This window comes from Amycolatopsis pigmentata, from assembly GCF_042684065.1.
Lineage (GTDB): Bacteria > Actinomycetota > Actinomycetes > Mycobacteriales > Pseudonocardiaceae > Amycolatopsis_E > Amycolatopsis_E pigmentata.
This window is the reverse complement of record NZ_JBHUKR010000009.1, coordinates 260,205-277,868: the sequence shown is the minus strand read 5'-3', so window position 1 is coordinate 277,868 and position 17,664 is coordinate 260,205. Positions and strand designations below refer to the sequence as shown.

The following is a 17,664-nucleotide window of genomic DNA, read 5'->3' as shown; positions in this document are numbered from 1 at the left end:
CAGCCGGCGCGGCGCCCGTCCGCTCACTACCGCCCGGCTACGCCCCGCGGTAGTCCGCCAGGGCGGCCGCGAGGTCGGGTCGCACCCGCGCGTGCAGCCTGGTGCCCTCGGGCAGATGCTCCTCGGTGAGGACCTCGCCGTCGGAGTGCACCCGTGCCACGAGTTCACCGCGCGTGTAGGGCACGAGCGCGTCCACGGTGACGTCCGGCCGCGGCAGCCGGTCGGCGATCGCCTCGGCCAGTTCGGCCATGCCTTCACCGGTCCGGGCCGAGACCACGACCGCGTCCGGCAGAAGGTGCCGTAACCGCACCAGGGACAACTTGTCGGCCGCATCCGCCTTGTTGATCACGATCAGCTCCGGCGGAAGCCCGCCCGCATGCCGCTGCGCGATCTCGGCGAGCACCTCGTGCACCGCCGCGACCTGCTCCTCCGGCGCCGCATCGGCCGCGTCGACGACGTGCAGCAGCAGGTCCGCACCGGCCGCCTCGTCGAGGGTGGACCGGAACGCGTCGACCAGTTGGTGCGGCAAGTGACGGACGAACCCGACGGTGTCGGTCAGCGTGTAGGCCCGGCCGTCGGGGGTGGCGGAGCGCCGGGTGGTCGGATCCAGCGTGGCGAACAGGGCGTTCTCGACGAGCACGCCCGCCCCGGTGATGGCGTTGAGCAGGCTCGACTTGCCGGCGTTGGTGTAGCCGACGATCGCGACGCTCGGCACCTCGTTGGCGACACGACGGCCCCGCTTGGTGGTCCTGATGGTGTCCATCGCGGTGATCTGGCGCCGCAGCTTGGCCACCCGCTTGTTGATGCGCCTGCGGTCGGTCTCCAGCTTGGTCTCACCGGGACCACGCAGGCCCACACCGCCGCCCGCGCCGCCGGCCCGGCCACCGGCCTGCCGTGACAGCGACTCACCCCAGCCGCGCAACCGCGGAATGAGGTACTGCAGCTGGGCCAGTTCGACCTGCGCCTTGCCCTCCTTGGAACGGGCGTGCTGAGCGAAGATGTCGAGGATCAACGCGGTCCGGTCGACCACCTTGACCTTGAGCCTCGCCTCCAGCTGGCGGAGCTGGCCGGCGGAGAGCTCGCCGTCGCAGATCACCGTATCGGCGCCGGTCGCCACCACGATGTCGAACAGCTCGCGGACCTTGCCGGACCCGATGTAGGTGGCCGGGTCGGGCTTGCCGCGACGCTGCACGAGACCCTCGAGGACCTGCGAACCCGCGGTCTCCGCCAGACGGGCCAGCTCGGCCAGAGACGCTTCGGACTGCGCGGCGGTGCCGTCGGTCCACACACCGACCAGGACCACCCGCTCCAGACGAAGCTGCCGGTACTCGACTTCGGTGACGTCCGACAGTTCGGTGGAGAGCCCGGCGACACGGCGCAGTGACGCGCGCTCGGAGAGTTCCAGTTCACCGGTGGACGGGTCGTCGACCGCGTCGGAATAGCTGAGTTCTGTCATCGTCCTTCCATGGTCCCACGATTCGGGGCTTGAGCGAGCAAATTAACGGCTGGGGTAGGTGGCGACGTAGATCGCGACACTGTCACCGTCGGGTTTGGCGGGCCTGGCCGCGAAGTCGTCGAGAAGTTCTCCCACGCGTTGCTCGAACTCCTCGCGGGCCTCCTCGCCGAGGCTGACCACCAGCCTTCGCTGCCGGAGCTCGCCGACGTCGATCTCGGAAATCTCGCCCAGGTAGGCCTCCAAGGCGGCCTGCGCGACCTCCCGGTAGCGCGGCGCTCCCTGGTACAGCAACCTCCAGGACAGGCCCGTGGACAGGTACGGGATCTCCTTCGCTCCGCGCCTTCCCCGGCGCGGCGGCTGCGGCTCCAGGAACCCGGTCTCCACTAGTTTGCGCACGTGGTGCAGGGTCGTCGCCGGATCGCGCCCGAGGCGGCCGGCCAGTTCCTTGTTGGTCAGCGCCTCGCTTCCGGTCAACCGGATGATGCGCAGCCTTATTCCGGAGGCGAGCGCGCTCGCCTCCGCCTCGGTCGCGTTCCGTCGTTCCACACGCTCAGCCTAGAGCGGAAGTGATTGACCATTTCCAATCACTCTCGGCAGACTGAGCCGGTGACTGCCTCATCACCCGCGGGTGTCTCCGGGCGCCGCACCTCCCTGTGGTTCCATGCGGACTTCCGGCGTCTTTGGGCGGGTGACACGGTCAGCCAGTTCGGCAGCTCCGTCGGCAACACCGCGATACCCCTGCTCGCGGCGACCGTGCTGGCGGCCGGCCCGTTCCAGATGGGCCTGCTGACCGCCGCGGAGAATGCCGCCTTCCTGTTCCTCGGCCTCCCGGCGGGGGTGTGGGTGGACCGGATGCGCCGCCGCCCCCTGATGATCCGCGCCGATCTCACCCGCGCGGTGGTCCTGCTGAGCGTGCCGGGGGCGTGGTGGGCGGGATGGCTCACGCTCACGCAACTCGTCGTCGTGGCCTTGCTGGTCAGCGTCGGCACCCTGTTCTTCGACATCGCCTATCAGTCCTACCTGCCGTCGTTGGTCGGCCGTGAGCATCTGGTCGAAGGGAACGCGAAACTCCAGACAAGCCAGTCCGTCGCACAGATCCTCGGGCCTGGCGCGGCCGGTGCGCTCACCCAGTTCGCCGGAGCGGCCAACGCGGTGCTGACGACCGGTCTCGGCTACCTCGCGTCAGCCCTGTTTCTGGGGCGTATCAAGGCGGTCGAACCCGAGCCGCGACGCCGGGACGACGCCGGACTACGGGCGGAGATAGGCGAGGGGCTGCGTTTCGTGTTCCGCAATCCGACGCTGCGCGCCATCACGACGTGCACCGGGACCGCGAACCTCGGCTTCTCCGCCTTCATGGCCGTCGAAATCCTGTTTCTCACCAGGGATCTGAGGCTTTCCCCCGCCGGCGCCGGAACACTGCTGACCCTGGCGGGCTTCGGCGGAGTGGCCGGTGCGCTCGGCAGCGGCTGGTGGGCCAGACGAGTGGGGCAGGCCAGGGCGATCTGGCTGGTGCTCCTGGTCACCGACCCCGCGTTGCTGCTGATCCCGCTGGCCGAACCGGGTTGGCGGGTCGTGCTCGTGCCGATCGGTTTGGTGTTCCTCGGCTACGGCGTGGTGGTCTACAACGTTTCCCAGGTCAGCTACCGGCAAGCCGTGTGTCCCGACCACCTTCTCGGCCGGATGAACGCCAGCATCCGGTTCGTGGTGTGGGGTATCGGCCCCATCGGCGGGCTGACCGGCGGGGCACTGGGCGAATGGATCGGCGTGCGCGGCACGGTGTGGGTGACCCTGGGCACGCAGATCGTGGCCGTCCTGCCGGTCCTGTTGTCCCCGTTGCGAACCATGCGGGACATCCCGGTCGAGCCGAACGAGTCCGACGAGGAAGACGTGGCCCGGTAAGCGGAACCGGGCCACGTGTCATCAGCCGTTGGCCGCCCACCAGTCGTCGTACAACTCACCGTGCGCCACGAACTCCGCGGGTCCGGTCAGCGTCGCTTCACCGCGCTCGAGCGCGACCATGACCTGCCCGCCGGGAACATCCACTGTGGACTCTCCGGTGTCCGTGCCCGCCAGGTGCAGCGCCGCGGCCACCGCGGCGACGGTGCCGGTGCCACAGGAGCGGGTCTCGCCCACTCCCCGTTCGTAGACCCGCATCCGGAGCGCGCCTTCCCCGATCGGGTTCACGAACTCCAGGTTCACCCCGTCCGGGAAGAAGTCCGTGTCATAGCGCGGCTGGGCGCGCAGATCCAGCTCCACCACGTCGCAGTCCACAATGGACACCAGATGCGGGTTCCCGACGTTGACCGCCACCCCGGAGAAGTTCCGGTCGTCGACGATCGCCACCGAAGCGCCGGTGATCGTCGCCGGTCCCATGTGCACGGTCACCGCACCGTCCGGGCGCACCATCACGCGCCGGTCCCCACCGCGGCTGCCCACGACGAACTCCCGCTCGCGCACGAGGTTCGCGTCCACCAGGTATCGCGCGAACACGCGCATCCCGTTGCCGCACATTTCGGCGGGCGAACCGTCCGCGTTGAGATAGTCCATGAACCACTCGCCATCGCACGCGATGCCGAGCGCCTCGGCGCGAACCACCCGTAACACTCCATCGGCACCGAGCCCGCGCTGCCGGTCGCACAGAGCGGCGACCCGGCCCGGCGTCAGGTCGAGACGGCCGGACGGATCGGGCAGCAGCACGAAGTCGTTCTGTGTGCCATGCCCTTTGAGGAACTCGATTGCCACTCGCTCAGCCTACTGGGCGACCACGGACAGCACCCGCTCGGCCACATCCCGATCGGTACCGTCGAACCAGCGGATCCGCCGGTCCCGGCGGAACCAAGATCGTTGCCTGCGAACGAAACGGCGCGTCGCCTGCTTCGTCGCGGCCGCGGCCGCCGCGAAATCGCCGTCGGAGTCGAGCGCCGCCAGCACCTGCTGGTACCCCAGGGCGCGCGACGCGGTCTTCCCTTCGCGCAAACCCTTTCCGGCGAGCAACCGCACCTCGTCCACCAACCCTCCGTCGAACATGCGGTCCACCCGCGCCTCCACCCGTTCGTCGAGTTCGCCCGCTTCTCGATCGATTCCGACCAGCACCGTGCCGTAACGCGCGGGACCGGGCCGCGGCATGCTCGCGGAGAACGGCCGTCCGGTGATTTCGATGACCTCCAGTGCGCGCACGATCCGGCGCGAGTTGCTGGGCAGGATGGCTTCCGCGGCCTTCGGATCACGCTCGGCCAGTCTCGCGTGGAGCACCGCCGGGCCGAGCTGTTCGGCTTCGGCCTCCAGCCCCGCTCGCACGGCAGGGTCGGTGCCCGGGAATTCCAGGTCGTCCAGGACCGCCTGGACGTACAGCCCGGATCCACCGGTGAGGATCGGCACCTTCCCGGCCCGCATCAGCCGTTCGACGATCTCCCGCGCCTGCCTCTGGTACGCCGCCACCGACGCCGTTTCGGTGACGTCCAGGACGTCGAGCAGGTGGTGGTTCACGCCGCGTCGTTCCTCGGTGGTGACCTTGGCGGTGCCGATGTCCATCCCGCGGTAGAGCTGCATCGCGTCGGCGTTGATCACCTCACCACCCAGTTCGAGGGCCAGCGTGACGGCCAGTTCGGATTTCCCGGTGGCGGTGGGGCCCACGACGGCGATCGGCTTCACCGGCGCTGTCCGTCCACGGGATCGCCGCTGGGACGGGAAGCCCTTTCCCAGACCGCGACGTGGTAACCGACACCGAAAGGCGCGTCCGAGTACAGGAGTTCGGCCCGCCATCCCGGTCCGAGCCCGGCGAGCACCTGCCAGGGCGCGCGGCCACCGGCGCCGAGTTCTTCCGCGAGCCGGACGTCCAAGGCGAGCAGGCCTGGGACGTCGGCGTTCCGCAGCGCCTCCGCGACGCTCTCGTCGAAGGCGGGGGCGCGGGCGTCCTCGCTGCCCGGAGACCGAGGACCGTGCCGGTTGGACCCATCGGCGAGAATCAGCAGCGACGTCTCCGGGGAGTCCGCGAGTTCCTTGCCGATGCGCTCGCATTCGGCCGCCGGAGTCGCGCGCGGGACGAGGCGGATCCGCACCGAGGCCGCGCCGGCCCGCTCCCGCAACCAGCCCGCCACCAACGCCGGCAGCGGCAATTCACCGGAAGGCACCCGTTCGGTGGAAAGACTGACCGGGACATCTACGCCATAGCCCCGGAAAGTTCCCGCGGATTCCGGTTCAATGGAGAGGTCATCGTCGTGTGCGCCGACCGCCAGCCAGGCCTTGCCGAGCCGCGAAACCGCGGTCAGGCAAGCCGTCCGCAGGTCGGCCGCGCATCCCGGCGAGAGCTCCGGCACCAGCAGGGGAGGATGCGGCACCACGGCGACACGCGAGATCACACCCTCCGAGATTACCGGCCCGAAGTAGAATCACCCGCTCCGGACACCTCGCCGAATACCACAAGCCGTGCTGAACTGCTTGAATGCGGCGAGGGGCGGAAAACCGCTCCCGACGATCCACCACCGGCAAGACCCGGCCCCACCTCGGTGGGGCGCCCGCCCGAGGGCGGGCCGACAGGCGATAAGGAGCCTGCGATGGCCGACGAGACAGAGACCGGCGCTCCGGCGCCCCACCCCCTGCCGCACGCGCAGACGGCGGGCCAAGGTGCGCGACCGGTGCCCTTGGCCGAGTCGAATCCCTCCCGCTGGGGCCGGGTGGACGACGAGGGCAACGTCTACGTGCGGACCGCGGACGGCGAGCGCACCGTCGGGGTCTGGCAGGCCGGCACGGCCGAGGAGGGGCTGCTGCACTTCGCCCGGCGCTTCGACGACCTGCGCACCGAAGTCGAGTTGCTCGAGACCCGGCTGGCCTCCGGGGCCGGCGACCCGAAACACGCGCTGTCCAGCGCCAATCAGCTGCGCGACGGGCTCGCCAGTGCCGCCGTCGTCGGCGACCTCGAAGCGCTCAAGAGCCGGCTGGACCACGTGATCGGGCACGCCGAAAGCGCGCTGGCGAACGTCCGGCAGGAGCGCGAGCAGGCGCGGTCGGCCGCGATCGCCCGCAAGCAGGCGCTGGTCGACGAGGCCGAGGAGATCGCCTCCGCGTCGACGCAGTGGAAGGCCGCCGGCGACCGGTTGCGCGCGATCCTGGACGAGTGGAAGACCGTCAAGGGCGTCGACCGCAAGACCGACGACGAGCTGTGGAAACGGTTCTCCAAGGCGAGGGAGTCCTTCAACCGGCGGCGCGGGTCGCACTTCGCGGAACTGGACAAGCAACGGGCCGCGGCCAAGACCCGCAAGGAGGAGTTGATCGCCGAAGCCGAAGCGCTGGTGGATTCCTCCGAATGGGGACCGACCGCGGGCCGGTACAAGGAGCTGATGGCCGAGTGGAAGGTCGCCGGCCGCGCGCCCAAGGAGACCGACGACGCGCTCTGGCAGCGGTTCCGCGCCGCGCAGGACAAGTTCTTCGCCCGCCGGTCGGCGGTGTTCACCGAACGTGATCAGGAGTTCGCGAACAACGCCGCGCAGAAGGAGGAACTGCTCGCGGAGGCGGAGAAACTCGACCCGGCGGCCAACCTGGACGCGGCGAAGGCGACGTTGCGCCGGATCCAGGAACGGTGGGACGAGATCGGCAAGGTGCCGCGCGAGCGCATCCGGGAGCTGGACGGCCGCCTCAAGGCCGTGCAGGACCGGATCCGCTCGGTCGAGGACAGCCGGTGGCGGCGCACCGATCCGGAGGCGCAGGCGCGCGTGGAACAGTTCCGCGAGCGGGTCGCGCAGTTCGAGTCGCAGGCGGCCAAGGCCCGTGCGGCGGGCGACGAGCGCCGTGCCCGCAAGGCCGACGAGCAGGCCGCCCAGTGGCGTGAATGGATGGAGGCCGCCGAGCGCGCCGTGGCCGACCGTTGACGCGGTGAGCCGGGCCACCGGCCGGTGACGGCGCCGTGGACGACGATCGCCCAGGCGGCCGGTGTGTTCGCCTGCACCAACATCGATGATCTCGTCGTCCTCACCGCGCTGTTCCTGGCCGCCCGCGCTCGTGGCGTCCCGCGGCCACGGGAGGTCGTGGTAGGTCAGTACCTCGGTTTCGCCGTCCTCGTAGCGGTCAGCGCGGGTGCCGCGGCGGGCCTGGTGGCCGTGCCCGGCGCATGGGCAGGCCTGCTGGGCCTGGTCCCGCTCGCGCTGGGCGTCCGGGGCCTGTGGCGGGCACGCTCCGCGGACCGGGACGGCGCCGATCCGGTCGCCTCCGGCCTGCTCGGCGTCGCGGCGATCACCATCGCGAACGGCGCGGACAACCTCAGCGTCTACGTTCCGGTGTTCCACGCCCTCCGTGCCGGGCAGGTTCTGCTGACCATCGCGGTGTTCCTCGTCCTGCTGGGCCTGTGGTGCGCGGCGGGCGCCGCGCTCGGGGGCCGCCCCAAGATCATCGCCGGGCTGGCACGGGTGGGACCCGTGCTGGTGCCCGCGGTGTTCATCGTGATCGGGGTCTGGATTCTCGTCGCCGCGGGAATCTCGGCGAAGGTGCGGTGAGCACCGAAAATTGTCCACAATGGACAGTCGGGCGGGGTTAGAGTCCGTCCTCGTCGCCGAGCCCCGCGTGTTCCAGGTCGAGCGTGCGCTGAATGCGGCGACGGGTGTGATCGGAAATCTCCCCCGCCTGATAGAGGCGATTGAGTTCGGCGCCTTCGACGGCCAGCAGTTCCCGGCGCAACCGCCGGTAGGACTCGGCGGCCGACACGCTGGCGGCCTCGTCGGGTTCGCGCTCGGTGATCCGGTCCATCCGTGCCTGCCAGCTGTCTCTCAGCTGCGAGACCAGGAACTCGGGCGCCGCTTCGGTCGCGGCCACCGCGTCCAGATGCGCCAGGCCGGCCTCGGCCAGCCGCAGTCGCGCGGAGACATGTTCGCGACGCACGTCCTCCGAGGTCACCGCGACACCGGTCCGCCGCACCAGAGGCGCGAGCGTGAAGCCCTGGACCACCAGAGTGATCACAATGACCGCGATGGTCAGCAACAACACCAGGTCTCGGTACTCGGGCTGGGTCGCGAGCGGAATGGACAGCGCCGCGGCGAGCGGGACGACGCCCCTGGCGCCGGCCCACGACACGACCGCGGGCACCTCCCAGGTGGGCCGCCGGGCTCCGCGCCGCCGCTGCTGGACCGCCGACAGCGGGAAGACCCACAGCACCCGCACCACCAGAAGGGTCACCGCGATCGCGATGGCCTGCACTGGCCACGGGGTCGTGGTGGACAACTCGCGCACCAGTTCCGGCAACTGAAGGCCGATGAGCGCGAAGACCACGCTCTCCAGCAGGAACACCACGGTTGCCGAAACCGCGCCGAGCTGGAGCCGGATCCGGGCGGTGGTCAGCTTGCTCGCCTGCGTGCCGAGAATGACGCTGGCGACCACGACCGCGGTCACTCCAGAGCCGTGGATGGCTTCCGCGAGCACATACGCCGCGTACGGGGTGATCAGCGAGAGCACCGTTTCCAGCACAGGGTCTTCGGTACGGCGGCGCACGACGTAAGCGCCGGCGGCGACCAGCGCGCCGACCAGGAGGCCGCCACCGACAAGCACACCGAACTCGACCGCGGTGTGGCCCCACGACACCGAGCCCGCGCTGATGCCCACGATGACCGCGACCCGGAAGAGAAGCAGGCTCGTCGCGTCGTTGAACAGGCTCTCCGCCTGAACCAGTGCCTGCACCCGGGGCGGCAGCGAAAGCCGACGGCCCAGCGCGGCGACCGCCACCGGGTCCGTGCTCGCCAGGACCGCGCCGAGCACGAAGGCCATCCCCAGCGGAAGCGGGGTCAGCGCGACCGCGACCGCGGCGACCGCCGCCGCCGAGGCCATCACCAGCCCGAACGCCAGCACGGACACCGGACGCCAGACCGCCCGCAGATCACGCCACGGCAGTTCCTCACCGGCGGCGAACAACAACGGCGGCAACACGACCAGGCTGACGATTTCGGGGCTCACGCGGATCGTGGGCACCCCGGGCAGCAACCCGGCCACGACACCGGCGACGACCAGCAGCGAGGGCGGAGGCAGGCGCAGCCGGTGGGCGAAGGCGGCGACCACGGTCGCCAGCACGACAAGGGCAAGCACCGTTTCGACACTGCGCATGGTCCGGCCGACCTCTCTGTTCGTGATGCCGACCAGACTTCCCGGCGCGCCTTGTTCAGATTAGTGCATGTTTCAGAAGCCCGGGGTTCCGCATGAGGTGAGTAGATGCGCGCGAGCGCCGTAGGCTTCGGATTTTCGGAGGTGGGCCGCCTGCCTCCGAAAAGGGACGGTGCTTCGAGAGCCACGGCCCGTCTACGCAAATCCGATCGCGCGCCTTGGAAACACAGATTAGTGCATGTCGATCCCGCAAGCCGGGTACGCGAGTCAGTTGCGGGACCAGGCGGTGCGCATCCAGGTACCGGCGAGGACGATCATGATGCCCAGGGCCAGGGCCAGCCCGATGCCGGGGCCGTCGCCGTGCACGCCACCGGCGGTGGAGGACTGCTGGGACCACACCGCGAGCAGGCCGTCCACCGAAGCGAACCAGCCGCCCATCGCGCACACCCAGGTCAGCCACCAGCGTCGGGTGGTCAACGCGAGCGCCGAGGCGAGCACGCCGAAACCGGTCGAGGTGGCCGCGAACAGCCGCGGGATCGCCACGCCGCCCTGGCCGAGGAGCACCTGCCATCCGGAGTACGGGCCGACCCACGGCAGCAACTCGGCGACGATGAGCACGAACACCAGCAGGGAGATCACGAAACCACGGCGCCCGAGGTCGACGGTCCTGGCCGCCTTGTCCACCACGCCGTCCACATCGGCGGCGAGCCGACGCAAATCGGCCGCTTCGTCATTGCCCGGCTTGTCACTCATGTTTCCCTCCCGGTCATTGACGGTGCGGTTCTTCACCCGCCACACCCGACGTTCGCCGCCGGAACCACGGGCGGCGCACCGAAAGCGGGCAGCCCGAGGCTCACCCCGCTGGTCGTGGGCCGCCGCCCGGCCTCGGTGTTGTCGCCGGCCGTGGTGCGCCGGTGCGACAGCGGCTCGCCGTCGGCGACCAGGTGGTGCGGCGCGGCATAGGTGATCACGGTTTCCACGATGTCCCCGGGACGCACCGTTCCCTGGACGGCGGGCCCCGACGGCGTGAAGTGCACCAGCCTGCCGTCACGGGCGCGCCCGCTCATCCGGTGGGTCTCGCTGTCCTTGCGGCCTTCGCCGGCCGCCACCAGCAGTTCGACCTTGCGGCCCACCAGTTTCTTGTTCTCCTGCCAGGAAATCTCGTTCTGCAGCGCGACGAGCCGCTCGTAGCGTTCGCCCACGACCTCCTTGGGCACCTGGCCGTCCATCGTGGCGGCGGGCGTGCCGGGACGCTTGGAGTACTGGAAGGTGAACGCACTGGCGAACCGCGCCTGCCGCACCACGTCGAGGGTCGCCTCGAAGTCCTCCTCGGTCTCGCCGGGGAAGCCCACGATGATGTCCGTGGTGATCGCGGCGGCGGGCAGCGCCGCCCGCACCTTGTCCACAATGGACAAGTAGCGGGAAGCCCGGTAGGAACGGCGCATCAGCTTGAGAATCCGGTCGGACCCGGACTGCAACGGCATGTGCAACTGGGGGCAGACGGACGGCGTTTCGGCCATCGCTTCGATCACGTCGTCGGTGAACGCGGCCGGGTGCGGCGAAGTGAACCGCACGCGCTCCAGGCCGTCGACCGCGCCGCAGGCGCGCAACAGCTTGCCGAACGCCAGGCGGTCACCGAATTCGACGCCGTAGGAGTTCACGTTCTGGCCCAGCAGGGTCACTTCGAGTACGCCTTCGGCGACCAGCGCCTCGATCTCGGCGAGAATCTCGCCGGGCCGCCGGTCGCGTTCCTTGCCGCGCAGCGACGGCACGATGCAGAACGTGCAGGTGTTGTTGCAGCCCACCGAGATCGACACCCAGCCCGAGTAGGCCGAGTCACGCCGCGCGGGCAGGGTCGACGGGAAGGTCTCCAGCGACTCGAGGATCTCCACCTCGGCCTCGGCGTTGTGCCGGGCGCGCTCCAGCAGGGCCGGCAACGACCCGAGGTTGTGCGTGCCGAACACCACGTCGACCCACGGCGCGCGCTTGACGATGTCGCCACGGTCCTTCTGGGCCAGGCAGCCACCGACCGCGATCTGCATGCCGGGGTTGGCGTCCTTGGCCGGCCGCAGATGGCCCAGCGTGCCGTAGAGCTTGTTGTCGGCGTTCTCCCGGACCGCGCAGGTGTTGAACACGACCAGATCCGGCTGGGCGTCACGCCCCGCCGGGCGGTAACCCGCCTCCTCCAGCTGCCCGGCGAGCCGCTCGGAGTCGTGCACGTTCATCTGGCAACCGAAGGTGCGGATTTCGTAGGTCCTGGGAACACTGGTCACTGAAGCGTCACAATCACTGCTCAGGGCTGGACGGCTCTACCCTACTCGCCGCCGGCCGACAGACCGGTGGACGGGCTTCCCGCCTACCCGGCTGTCCAGGGATCGAGCACCCGCACACCCGTATCGGCGAAGTCCTTCGCGTTACGGGTGGCCAGCTCCGCACCATGGAGACGACAGATCGCGGCGATCTGACCATCAGCCATGCTGATGGGACGACCGCGTCGTTCACGGCCGGCCACGATCGCCGCATACGTAATCGCGGAATCCGAAGTGAAGGCGATGACCCGGTCGGCGAAATCGACGACTCTTGCGCGGTCCCCTCGGGCGGCGTGCCAACTCCTTCACAGGCCCAGGTGCAGCTTGAGGGCATGATCGATCTTGGTCATCAGCGCCGGGGGCACATGGCCCACCTTGCGCCCGATCCGTTCGACCGACACCGAGCGCACCTGCTCGGCCTGAGCCTTCGAGTCGTGCTTCAGTCCGCACTCGGCCGCCTTGAGCAGCACCTGGAAGGGAAAGACCCGGGAGGTGTTCGAGGTGACCGGCACGACGGTCACGACGCCGCGGCCCAGCCGGGCGGCGACCGCGTTCGCCCCGTCGTTGCTGACGACGACGGCGGGCCGGGTCTTGTCGGACTCCGAACCGCGCACCGGGTCGAAACCGACCAGTCGGATTTCCGCCCTGCGCATCAGTGTGTCGCCTGGGTCGTCACGCCGTCACCGACGGTGGACTCCCAGGCATCCGCCTCCTCTTCCGCCCATTCGTCCCAGGCGGCCTGATAGGAAGCCTCCAACTCGGAGGCGCGGAGCAGTTCGATGGCGCGTTGCAGCACGGCGGACCGCGAACTGATCTTCGCCTCCGCGGCGAAGCGGTCAAGGAAGGCCACGTCCTCCTCACCCAGACTGATACTCAGCTTCATACCAACCATGCTACCGCCATTGCTACCACCAGGCTACCCGGCATCGTCGCTGTTGACGGCCGTGACTACAGTGATGTGCACAATGCGGCACAAAGGCGACACGAACGCCCCAAGATGACACCTAGGTTGCGGTTGAACCGTTGTGCGGGCATTACTGTCCGCTTCGGTGTTAGATCGCCGGGGTGAACCGGGGTGAACCCGGGGGTATGGAGGGTAAATGACCACAGCGACGCCACAGTCGTCTGCGCCACCCATGATCAGGGCGACGGGAGTGAACAAGTTCTTCGGCGAGTTGCACGTGTTGCGGGACATCGACTTCGAAGTCCCCCGCGGTCAGGTCGTCGTGGTGCTCGGCCCCTCCGGCTCGGGCAAGTCCACGCTGTGCCGCGCGATCAACAGGCTGGAACCGATCGACTCGGGCGAAATCGCGGTGGACGGCAAGCCGCTGCCCGCCGAAGGCAAGGCACTGGCCGCGCTCCGCGCCGATGTCGGCATGGTCTTCCAGTCGTTCAATCTGTTCGCGCACAAGACGATCCTCGAGAACGTCACCCTGGCGCCGCAGAAGGTCCGCAAGATCGCGGCCGCCGACGCGCGCAAGACGGCGATGGAACTGCTGGACCGCGTCGGAATCGCCAACCAGGCGGAGAAATACCCGGCCCAGCTTTCCGGCGGGCAGCAGCAACGCGCCGCGATCGCCCGCGCGCTGGCCATGAAACCCAAGGTGATGCTCTTCGACGAGCCCACCTCGGCGCTCGACCCGGAAATGGTGCAGGAAGTGCTGGACACCATGACCGCGCTGGCCGCCGACGGCATGACCATGCTGGTCGTCACGCACGAGATGGGCTTCGCCCGCCGCGCCGCGAACCGGGTGATCTTCATGTCCGACGGCGAAATAGTCGAGGACTCCACCCCGGACGACTTCTTCACCAAACCGAAGTCGGATCGCGCGAAGGACTTCCTCGGCAAGATCCTCACCCATTGACACCAGTGCGATTTCCCCACCCGAAGTAACGCACCCAACACCGGGAGTTTGCATGAAAATCCGCACCCTGGCGGCCGGATTGCTGGTCAGCGCGCTCGCCCTGACCGCGTGTGGCAAGCAAGGATCGCCCTCGGACAACGGCCAGGCCGGTGCGGCGCCGCCACCCGCCTACCCGGTCGCGAAGAACGTCGACCTGCCCGGCTCGGCCACCTTCGCCAAGATCAAGAGCCAGGGTGGCGCGGTGACCATCGGCGTCAAGGACGACCAGCCCGGCCTCGGTCTCAAGGACCCGACCACCGGCAAGTTCGGTGGCTTCGACATCGAGATCGCGAAGATGGTCGCGGCCGGCCTCGGCATCGACGAAAGCAAGATCACCTACAAGACCGTCGACAGCACCGCGCGGGAAGCCTCCATCGCCAACGGCAACGTCGACTACTACGTCGGCACCTACACCATCACCGACAAGCGCAAGACCCAGGTGTCCTTCGCGGGCCCGTACTTCCAGGCCGGCCAGGACCTCCTGGTGCGCAAGGACGACAACTCGATCACCGGGCCGGAAACGTTGAAGGGCAAGAAGGTCTGTTCGGTCACCGGCTCCACGCCGATCCAGCGGGTGCGTGACCAGCACCTGACCGAGCCGGGCGGCCAGATCGTGGAGTTCCAGAAGTACTCGCAGTGCGTGGACAAGCTGGGCACCAAGGAGGTCGACGCGGTCACCACCGACGACGCGATCCTCAAGGGCTTCGCCGCGCAGGACCCGGACACCTTCAAGGTGGTCGGCAAGCAGTTCTCGCAGGAGCCCTACGGCATCGGCCTGAACAAGGACGACGCGGCGCTGCGCGGCAAGATCGACGACCTGCTGCAGGCGGCCATCGACGACGGCACCTGGCAGAAGATCTACAACGCGACGCTGGGCAAGTCGGGCTCCGCGGCGCAGCCGCCCGCCATTCAGCGGTACTGACCCCGATCGGCGGCAGGCGGGCGGTGTGCGCCCGCCTGCCGCTCTTCGTGACACCCAGCCGGGAGAACTCCCTTGAATGTCTTGACCAACAACCTCGACATCTACGGTTCGTACTTCCTCACCACGATCGAGTTGTTCCTGCTCTCGGGTGCGGCGAGCCTGATCTTCGGCACGTTCCTGGCGATGTTGCGGGTCAGCCCCGTGCCGGTGTTCCGCGCGGTCGGTACGGCGTACGTCACCCTGGTGCGCAACACGCCGCTGACCCTCATCTTCGTCTTCCTGGTGTTCGCCTACCCGCTGCTGGAGATCCTCAAGCTCAACTTCTTCGTCGCCGCGGTCGTCGCGTTGAGCCTCTACACCTCGGCCTTCATCTGCGAGGTGGTGCGGTCGGGCATCAACACCGTCCCGATCGGCCAGGCCGAAGCGGCCCGGGCGCTGGGCCTGAACTTCGGCCAGGTGCTCGGCCAGATCGTGTTGCCGCAGGCGGTGCGCTCGGTGGTGCCGCCGCTGATGAGCATGCTCATCGCGTTGCTCAAGAACACCACCATCGCGTCGGGCTTCTCGGTGCTCGAAGCCGGCGCCATCCGCCAGTACCTGTCCGAACGGGGCGAGAACCAGCTCGTCGGCCTGCTCTGGGTGGCCCTCGGCTTCGTCATCCTGGTCGCGATCCTCTCGCTGATCCAGCGATCCCTCGAAAAGCGCTGGAGCGTGGCCCGATGAATTCCGTTCTCTTCGACATTCCCGGCCCGAAGGCGCGCGCCCGGTACCGGCTGCTGGCCGTGCTCGGCTGCGTGGTGGTGGCCGCGATCATCGCCTACATCGTCTACCGCTTCTACGACAGCGGCCAGTTCACCGGGCGGAAATGGGAGTGGCTGGAGTACGTCCAGGTCCAGACCGACCTGGCGAACGCGGTGCTGGCCACCCTCAAGGCGTTCGCGGCGGGCGCCGTGCTGGCACTGATCTTCGGCGCGGTGTTCGCGGCGGGACGGCTGTCCGACCATGCCTGGCTCCGCGGGATCTCGACCGGGATCGTCGAATTCTTCCGCGCGATCCCGCTGCTGATCCTGATGTTCCTGTTCTACTACGGCGGTCCGGAGCTCGGCTTCCCGATGCCGCCGTTTCTCGCTGTGGTGCTCGGGCTGACGCTGTACAACGGATCGGTGCTGGCCGAGGTGTTCCGCGCCGGCATCCTGGCGCTGCCGAAAGGCCAGCGGGAGGCGGCGTACGCGCTGGGGATGCGCAAGACGCAGGTGATGTTCCTGGTGCTGATCCCCCAGGCCGTCCGGTCGATGCTGCCCACCATCGTCAGCCAGCTCGTGGTGCTGCTGAAGGACACCGCGCTCGGTTTCCTGGTCACCTATCCGGAACTGCTGTACTACGCGCGCTACATCGGCTCACAGGGCCAGTTCGGGCGCCCGATCGTGCCGTCGACGATCGTGGTGACGGCGATCTACGTCGCGTTGTGCCTGCTGTTGACCGCCCTCGCGCACTACGTGGAGCGACGGCAGCGCCGGTCGAAGAAGCGTCTGCAGACCACCGGCCACGAAGTCGAGGAACTCGCGCTGGCGACCGACGCCGCCTAGAGGCTGCTTGAACTCAGGAGCACAACCAGTCGAGGACGACGGCGGCGGTCCACGACTGGTCCGCCGAACCGAGCGGTTCCCCGGTGAAGGGTTCGTAGTACTCGCCGAAGGAACCGTCCTCGGTCAGCAGGATCGCGGCGTCGCGCAGCCTGCGGGCCCGCTCGTGCCAGCCACGGCGTTCGAAGGCCCACCAGAACAGCCACACCACCACCGGCCACTGCGGCCCGCGCCAGTACTGGCGCGGGGTGAACCCCGGACGCAGCGGTGACACCGAAGGCGGCACCGGGGCCAGCAGTCCCGGATGGCCACACCACCGTTCACTGTCCAAAAGAGACAGAAGCCGGAGCTGGACCCCGTCGGGAGCGCCACCGCAGAGCAGCGGCGCGAACCCGGCGATGGTCTGGGTGTCCAGCCAGCGCGATGTCCGCAGGTCCCGGTCGCGGGCCATGCCGGACACCGAATGACAGCTCGCGGCGACCGCCGCGCGCGCGTTCGCGGCCCATTCGGCCAGGTTCCCCAGCGGCTCGGGAGCCTGCCCGAACTCGCGGCCCAACTCGATCAGCACGTCACAGGAGATGGCGAACAGTGCGGTGATGAACACGTCCCCGGCGAGGAAGCTCGAATCACGCACGATCCGCCGCTGGTCGTAGCTCGCGCGCCGCATCTCCTCGATCAGCCAGAGGTAGCGGTCGTACTCGCGGTCGGTCGGGCGCTCACCCGGATCGCCGACCGCGCTGAGGTCCTTACGCACGTACGGCGGCAGCTCCGCGCCCGGTTTCACCGCCGCGTACGGCAGATCCCAGCGCGGTGAATTGTCCATTCCGGACTCCCAGCCGTGCACGATCGCGATCAGTCCGCTCGATCCCGGCGTCCGGTATTCGACGAGCCAGCGGTGCCACGCGTAGAGCTTCGGCCAGATGTGCCGGGCGAACCGCTCGGCGTCGGCCCGGTCGCCGGGCGAGGACATCCGGGCCGCTTCCAGGACCCGCTGCACCGCGATGGCGTGCACCGGCGGCTGGCAGATCCCGGACGTGCGCACGTTGGACGGCCCGTCCCTGGCCACGTCGGTCCCCCAGCGGTCCGGGCCGGGGAAGTAGGCGTCGGCATCGGTGAACACGATGTGCGGCACCATGCCGTTGCGCCACTGCGCGGCGAACAGCGTCTCCAGTTCGGCGATCGCGCGCCGCACGTCGAGCCGGGCCAGGCCGATGGAGATGAAGGCGGCGTCCCAGCTCCACATGTGCGGGTACAACCTGGGCGCCGCGGTGACCACCGAACCGGTGTCGTTGTCGCGCAGTACCCGCGCCGCCCGTGCCGCCAGGACGGGATGCGGATAGCGGACCCGTCTTTCGCCGGACGTGTCCTCCCTGGCGGCCGTGGCGTCCACGCTCATGCCGCCGTCTCCGGCATCTCG

The 17,664-nt window shown here is 69.1% G+C and carries 18 protein-coding genes; 7 read left to right on the top strand and 11 right to left on the bottom strand.

The genetic code is table 11. The features are described from left to right. Positions 1 to 37: 37 nt before the first annotated feature. Positions 38 to 1,456, bottom strand: coding sequence for a GTPase HflX (hflX, locus tag ACFSXZ_RS20760; RefSeq protein ID WP_378266766.1), 1,419 nt, complete (start codon positions 1,454 to 1,456; stop codon positions 38 to 40). A 42-nt stretch (positions 1,457 to 1,498) separates the two neighbouring features. Further along, complete coding sequence (locus tag ACFSXZ_RS20755) at positions 1,499 to 2,002, bottom strand: ArsR/SmtB family transcription factor (protein WP_378266765.1); 504 nt, start codon at positions 2,000 to 2,002, stop codon at positions 1,499 to 1,501. A 60-nt stretch (positions 2,003 to 2,062) separates the two neighbouring features. Here ACFSXZ_RS20755 and ACFSXZ_RS20750 point away from each other — a divergent pair, with 60 nt between their 5' ends. Beyond that, positions 2,063 to 3,355 carry an MFS transporter gene (locus tag ACFSXZ_RS20750; RefSeq protein WP_378266764.1) on the top strand — a complete coding sequence of 431 codons (1,293 nt, stop codon included), beginning with the start codon at positions 2,063 to 2,065 and terminating at the stop codon, positions 3,353 to 3,355. Between the two features lie 21 nt (positions 3,356 to 3,376). Here the strand turns inward: ACFSXZ_RS20750 and dapF are convergent, their stop codons facing one another. From dapF to ACFSXZ_RS20735, 3 genes are read right to left on the bottom strand one after another with little or no spacing between them, the layout of a single operon-like run. Beyond that, positions 3,377 to 4,198 (bottom strand): diaminopimelate epimerase, encoded by an 822-nt coding sequence (dapF, locus tag ACFSXZ_RS20745; protein ID WP_378266763.1) that lies wholly within the window; start codon positions 4,196 to 4,198, stop codon positions 3,377 to 3,379. A gap of 9 nt (positions 4,199 to 4,207) precedes the next feature. Next, positions 4,208 to 5,107: a tRNA (adenosine(37)-N6)-dimethylallyltransferase MiaA gene (gene miaA, locus ACFSXZ_RS20740; protein ID WP_378266762.1), complete on the bottom strand. Its 900-nt coding sequence runs from the start codon at positions 5,105 to 5,107 to the stop codon at positions 4,208 to 4,210. Then, positions 5,104 to 5,814: a class III extradiol dioxygenase subunit B-like domain-containing protein gene (locus tag ACFSXZ_RS20735; protein ID WP_378266761.1), complete on the bottom strand. Its 711-nt coding sequence runs from the start codon at positions 5,812 to 5,814 to the stop codon at positions 5,104 to 5,106. The genes miaA and ACFSXZ_RS20735 overlap by 4 nt, the downstream gene beginning before the upstream one ends. 195 nt (positions 5,815 to 6,009) lie before the next feature. Here ACFSXZ_RS20735 and ACFSXZ_RS20730 point away from each other — a divergent pair, with 195 nt between their 5' ends. Beyond that, a complete protein-coding gene (locus tag ACFSXZ_RS20730) occupies positions 6,010 to 7,320 on the top strand; it encodes a DUF349 domain-containing protein (protein ID WP_378266760.1) in 1,311 nt (436 codons plus the stop codon). 24 nt (positions 7,321 to 7,344) lie between these two features. After that, positions 7,345 to 7,941 (top strand): cadmium resistance transporter, encoded by a 597-nt coding sequence (locus ACFSXZ_RS20725; RefSeq protein ID WP_378266759.1) that lies wholly within the window; start codon positions 7,345 to 7,347, stop codon positions 7,939 to 7,941. Between the two features lie 37 nt (positions 7,942 to 7,978). Here the strand turns inward: ACFSXZ_RS20725 and ACFSXZ_RS20720 are convergent, their stop codons facing one another. The 5 genes from ACFSXZ_RS20720 to ACFSXZ_RS20700 all read right to left on the bottom strand — a co-directional run bounded on the left by ACFSXZ_RS20720 (position 7,979) and on the right by ACFSXZ_RS20700 (position 12,724). After that, positions 7,979 to 9,535: a Na+/H+ antiporter gene (locus tag ACFSXZ_RS20720; protein ID WP_378266758.1), complete on the bottom strand. Its 1,557-nt coding sequence runs from the start codon at positions 9,533 to 9,535 to the stop codon at positions 7,979 to 7,981. A gap of 264 nt (positions 9,536 to 9,799) precedes the next feature. Further along, positions 9,800 to 10,285: an Rv2732c family membrane protein gene (locus ACFSXZ_RS20715; protein ID WP_378266757.1), complete on the bottom strand. Its 486-nt coding sequence runs from the start codon at positions 10,283 to 10,285 to the stop codon at positions 9,800 to 9,802. 32 nt (positions 10,286 to 10,317) lie between these two features. Further along, positions 10,318 to 11,805: a tRNA (N6-isopentenyl adenosine(37)-C2)-methylthiotransferase MiaB gene (gene miaB, locus ACFSXZ_RS20710; RefSeq protein WP_378266756.1), complete on the bottom strand. Its 1,488-nt coding sequence runs from the start codon at positions 11,803 to 11,805 to the stop codon at positions 10,318 to 10,320. Positions 11,806 to 12,146: 341 nt separating this feature from the next. Further along, positions 12,147 to 12,494, bottom strand: coding sequence for a type II toxin-antitoxin system PemK/MazF family toxin (locus ACFSXZ_RS20705; RefSeq protein ID WP_378266755.1), 348 nt, complete (start codon positions 12,492 to 12,494; stop codon positions 12,147 to 12,149). Continuing rightward, positions 12,494 to 12,724 (bottom strand): ribbon-helix-helix domain-containing protein, encoded by a 231-nt coding sequence (locus ACFSXZ_RS20700; protein WP_378266754.1) that lies wholly within the window; start codon positions 12,722 to 12,724, stop codon positions 12,494 to 12,496. Before ACFSXZ_RS20700 ends, ACFSXZ_RS20705 begins: the two co-directional genes overlap by 1 nt. A gap of 253 nt (positions 12,725 to 12,977) precedes the next feature. Here ACFSXZ_RS20700 and ACFSXZ_RS20695 point away from each other — a divergent pair, with 253 nt between their 5' ends. From ACFSXZ_RS20695 to ACFSXZ_RS20680, 4 genes are all read left to right on the top strand, one after another. Beyond that, on the top strand, positions 12,978 to 13,706 hold the full coding sequence (locus ACFSXZ_RS20695; protein WP_378266994.1) for an amino acid ABC transporter ATP-binding protein: 729 nt from the start codon (positions 12,978 to 12,980) through the stop codon (positions 13,704 to 13,706). Between the two features lie 52 nt (positions 13,707 to 13,758). Next, positions 13,759 to 14,667: a glutamate ABC transporter substrate-binding protein gene (locus ACFSXZ_RS20690; RefSeq protein WP_378266753.1), complete on the top strand. Its 909-nt coding sequence runs from the start codon at positions 13,759 to 13,761 to the stop codon at positions 14,665 to 14,667. A 72-nt stretch (positions 14,668 to 14,739) separates the two neighbouring features. Further along, entirely contained in the window at positions 14,740 to 15,387 is a 648-nt protein-coding gene (locus ACFSXZ_RS20685) for an amino acid ABC transporter permease (RefSeq protein WP_378266752.1), read from the top strand. After that, positions 15,384 to 16,250, top strand: coding sequence for an amino acid ABC transporter permease (locus ACFSXZ_RS20680; protein WP_378266751.1), 867 nt, complete (start codon positions 15,384 to 15,386; stop codon positions 16,248 to 16,250). Before ACFSXZ_RS20685 ends, ACFSXZ_RS20680 begins: the two co-directional genes overlap by 4 nt. A 13-nt stretch (positions 16,251 to 16,263) precedes the next feature. Here the strand turns inward: ACFSXZ_RS20680 and ggh are convergent, their stop codons facing one another. Then, positions 16,264 to 17,643: a glucosylglycerate hydrolase gene (gene ggh / locus ACFSXZ_RS20675; protein ID WP_378266750.1), complete on the bottom strand. Its 1,380-nt coding sequence runs from the start codon at positions 17,641 to 17,643 to the stop codon at positions 16,264 to 16,266. Between the last annotated feature and the right edge of the window lie 21 nt (positions 17,644 to 17,664).

Bases quoted from the DNA above. Each gene is read 5' to 3' on its own strand.
- hflX (WP_378266766.1), bottom strand. From the start codon at position 1,456: ATGACAGAACTCAGCTATTCCGACGCGGTCGACGACCCGTCCACCGGT.
- ACFSXZ_RS20730 (WP_378266760.1), top strand. From the start codon at position 6,010: ATGGCCGACGAGACAGAGACCGGCGCTCCGGCGCCCCACCCCCTGCCG.
- ACFSXZ_RS20720 (WP_378266758.1), bottom strand. From the start codon at position 9,535: ATGCGCAGTGTCGAAACGGTGCTTGCCCTTGTCGTGCTGGCGACCGTG.
- ACFSXZ_RS20715 (WP_378266757.1), bottom strand. From the start codon at position 10,285: ATGAGTGACAAGCCGGGCAATGACGAAGCGGCCGATTTGCGTCGGCTC.
- ACFSXZ_RS20705 (WP_378266755.1), bottom strand. From the start codon at position 12,494: ATGCGCAGGGCGGAAATCCGACTGGTCGGTTTCGACCCGGTGCGCGGT.
- ACFSXZ_RS20700 (WP_378266754.1), bottom strand. From the start codon at position 12,724: ATGAAGCTGAGTATCAGTCTGGGTGAGGAGGACGTGGCCTTCCTTGAC.
- ACFSXZ_RS20695 (WP_378266994.1), top strand. From the start codon at position 12,978: ATGATCAGGGCGACGGGAGTGAACAAGTTCTTCGGCGAGTTGCACGTG.
- ACFSXZ_RS20690 (WP_378266753.1), top strand. From the start codon at position 13,759: ATGAAAATCCGCACCCTGGCGGCCGGATTGCTGGTCAGCGCGCTCGCC.
- ACFSXZ_RS20680 (WP_378266751.1), top strand. From the start codon at position 15,384: ATGAATTCCGTTCTCTTCGACATTCCCGGCCCGAAGGCGCGCGCCCGG.
- ggh (WP_378266750.1), bottom strand. From the start codon at position 17,643: ATGAGCGTGGACGCCACGGCCGCCAGGGAGGACACGTCCGGCGAAAGA.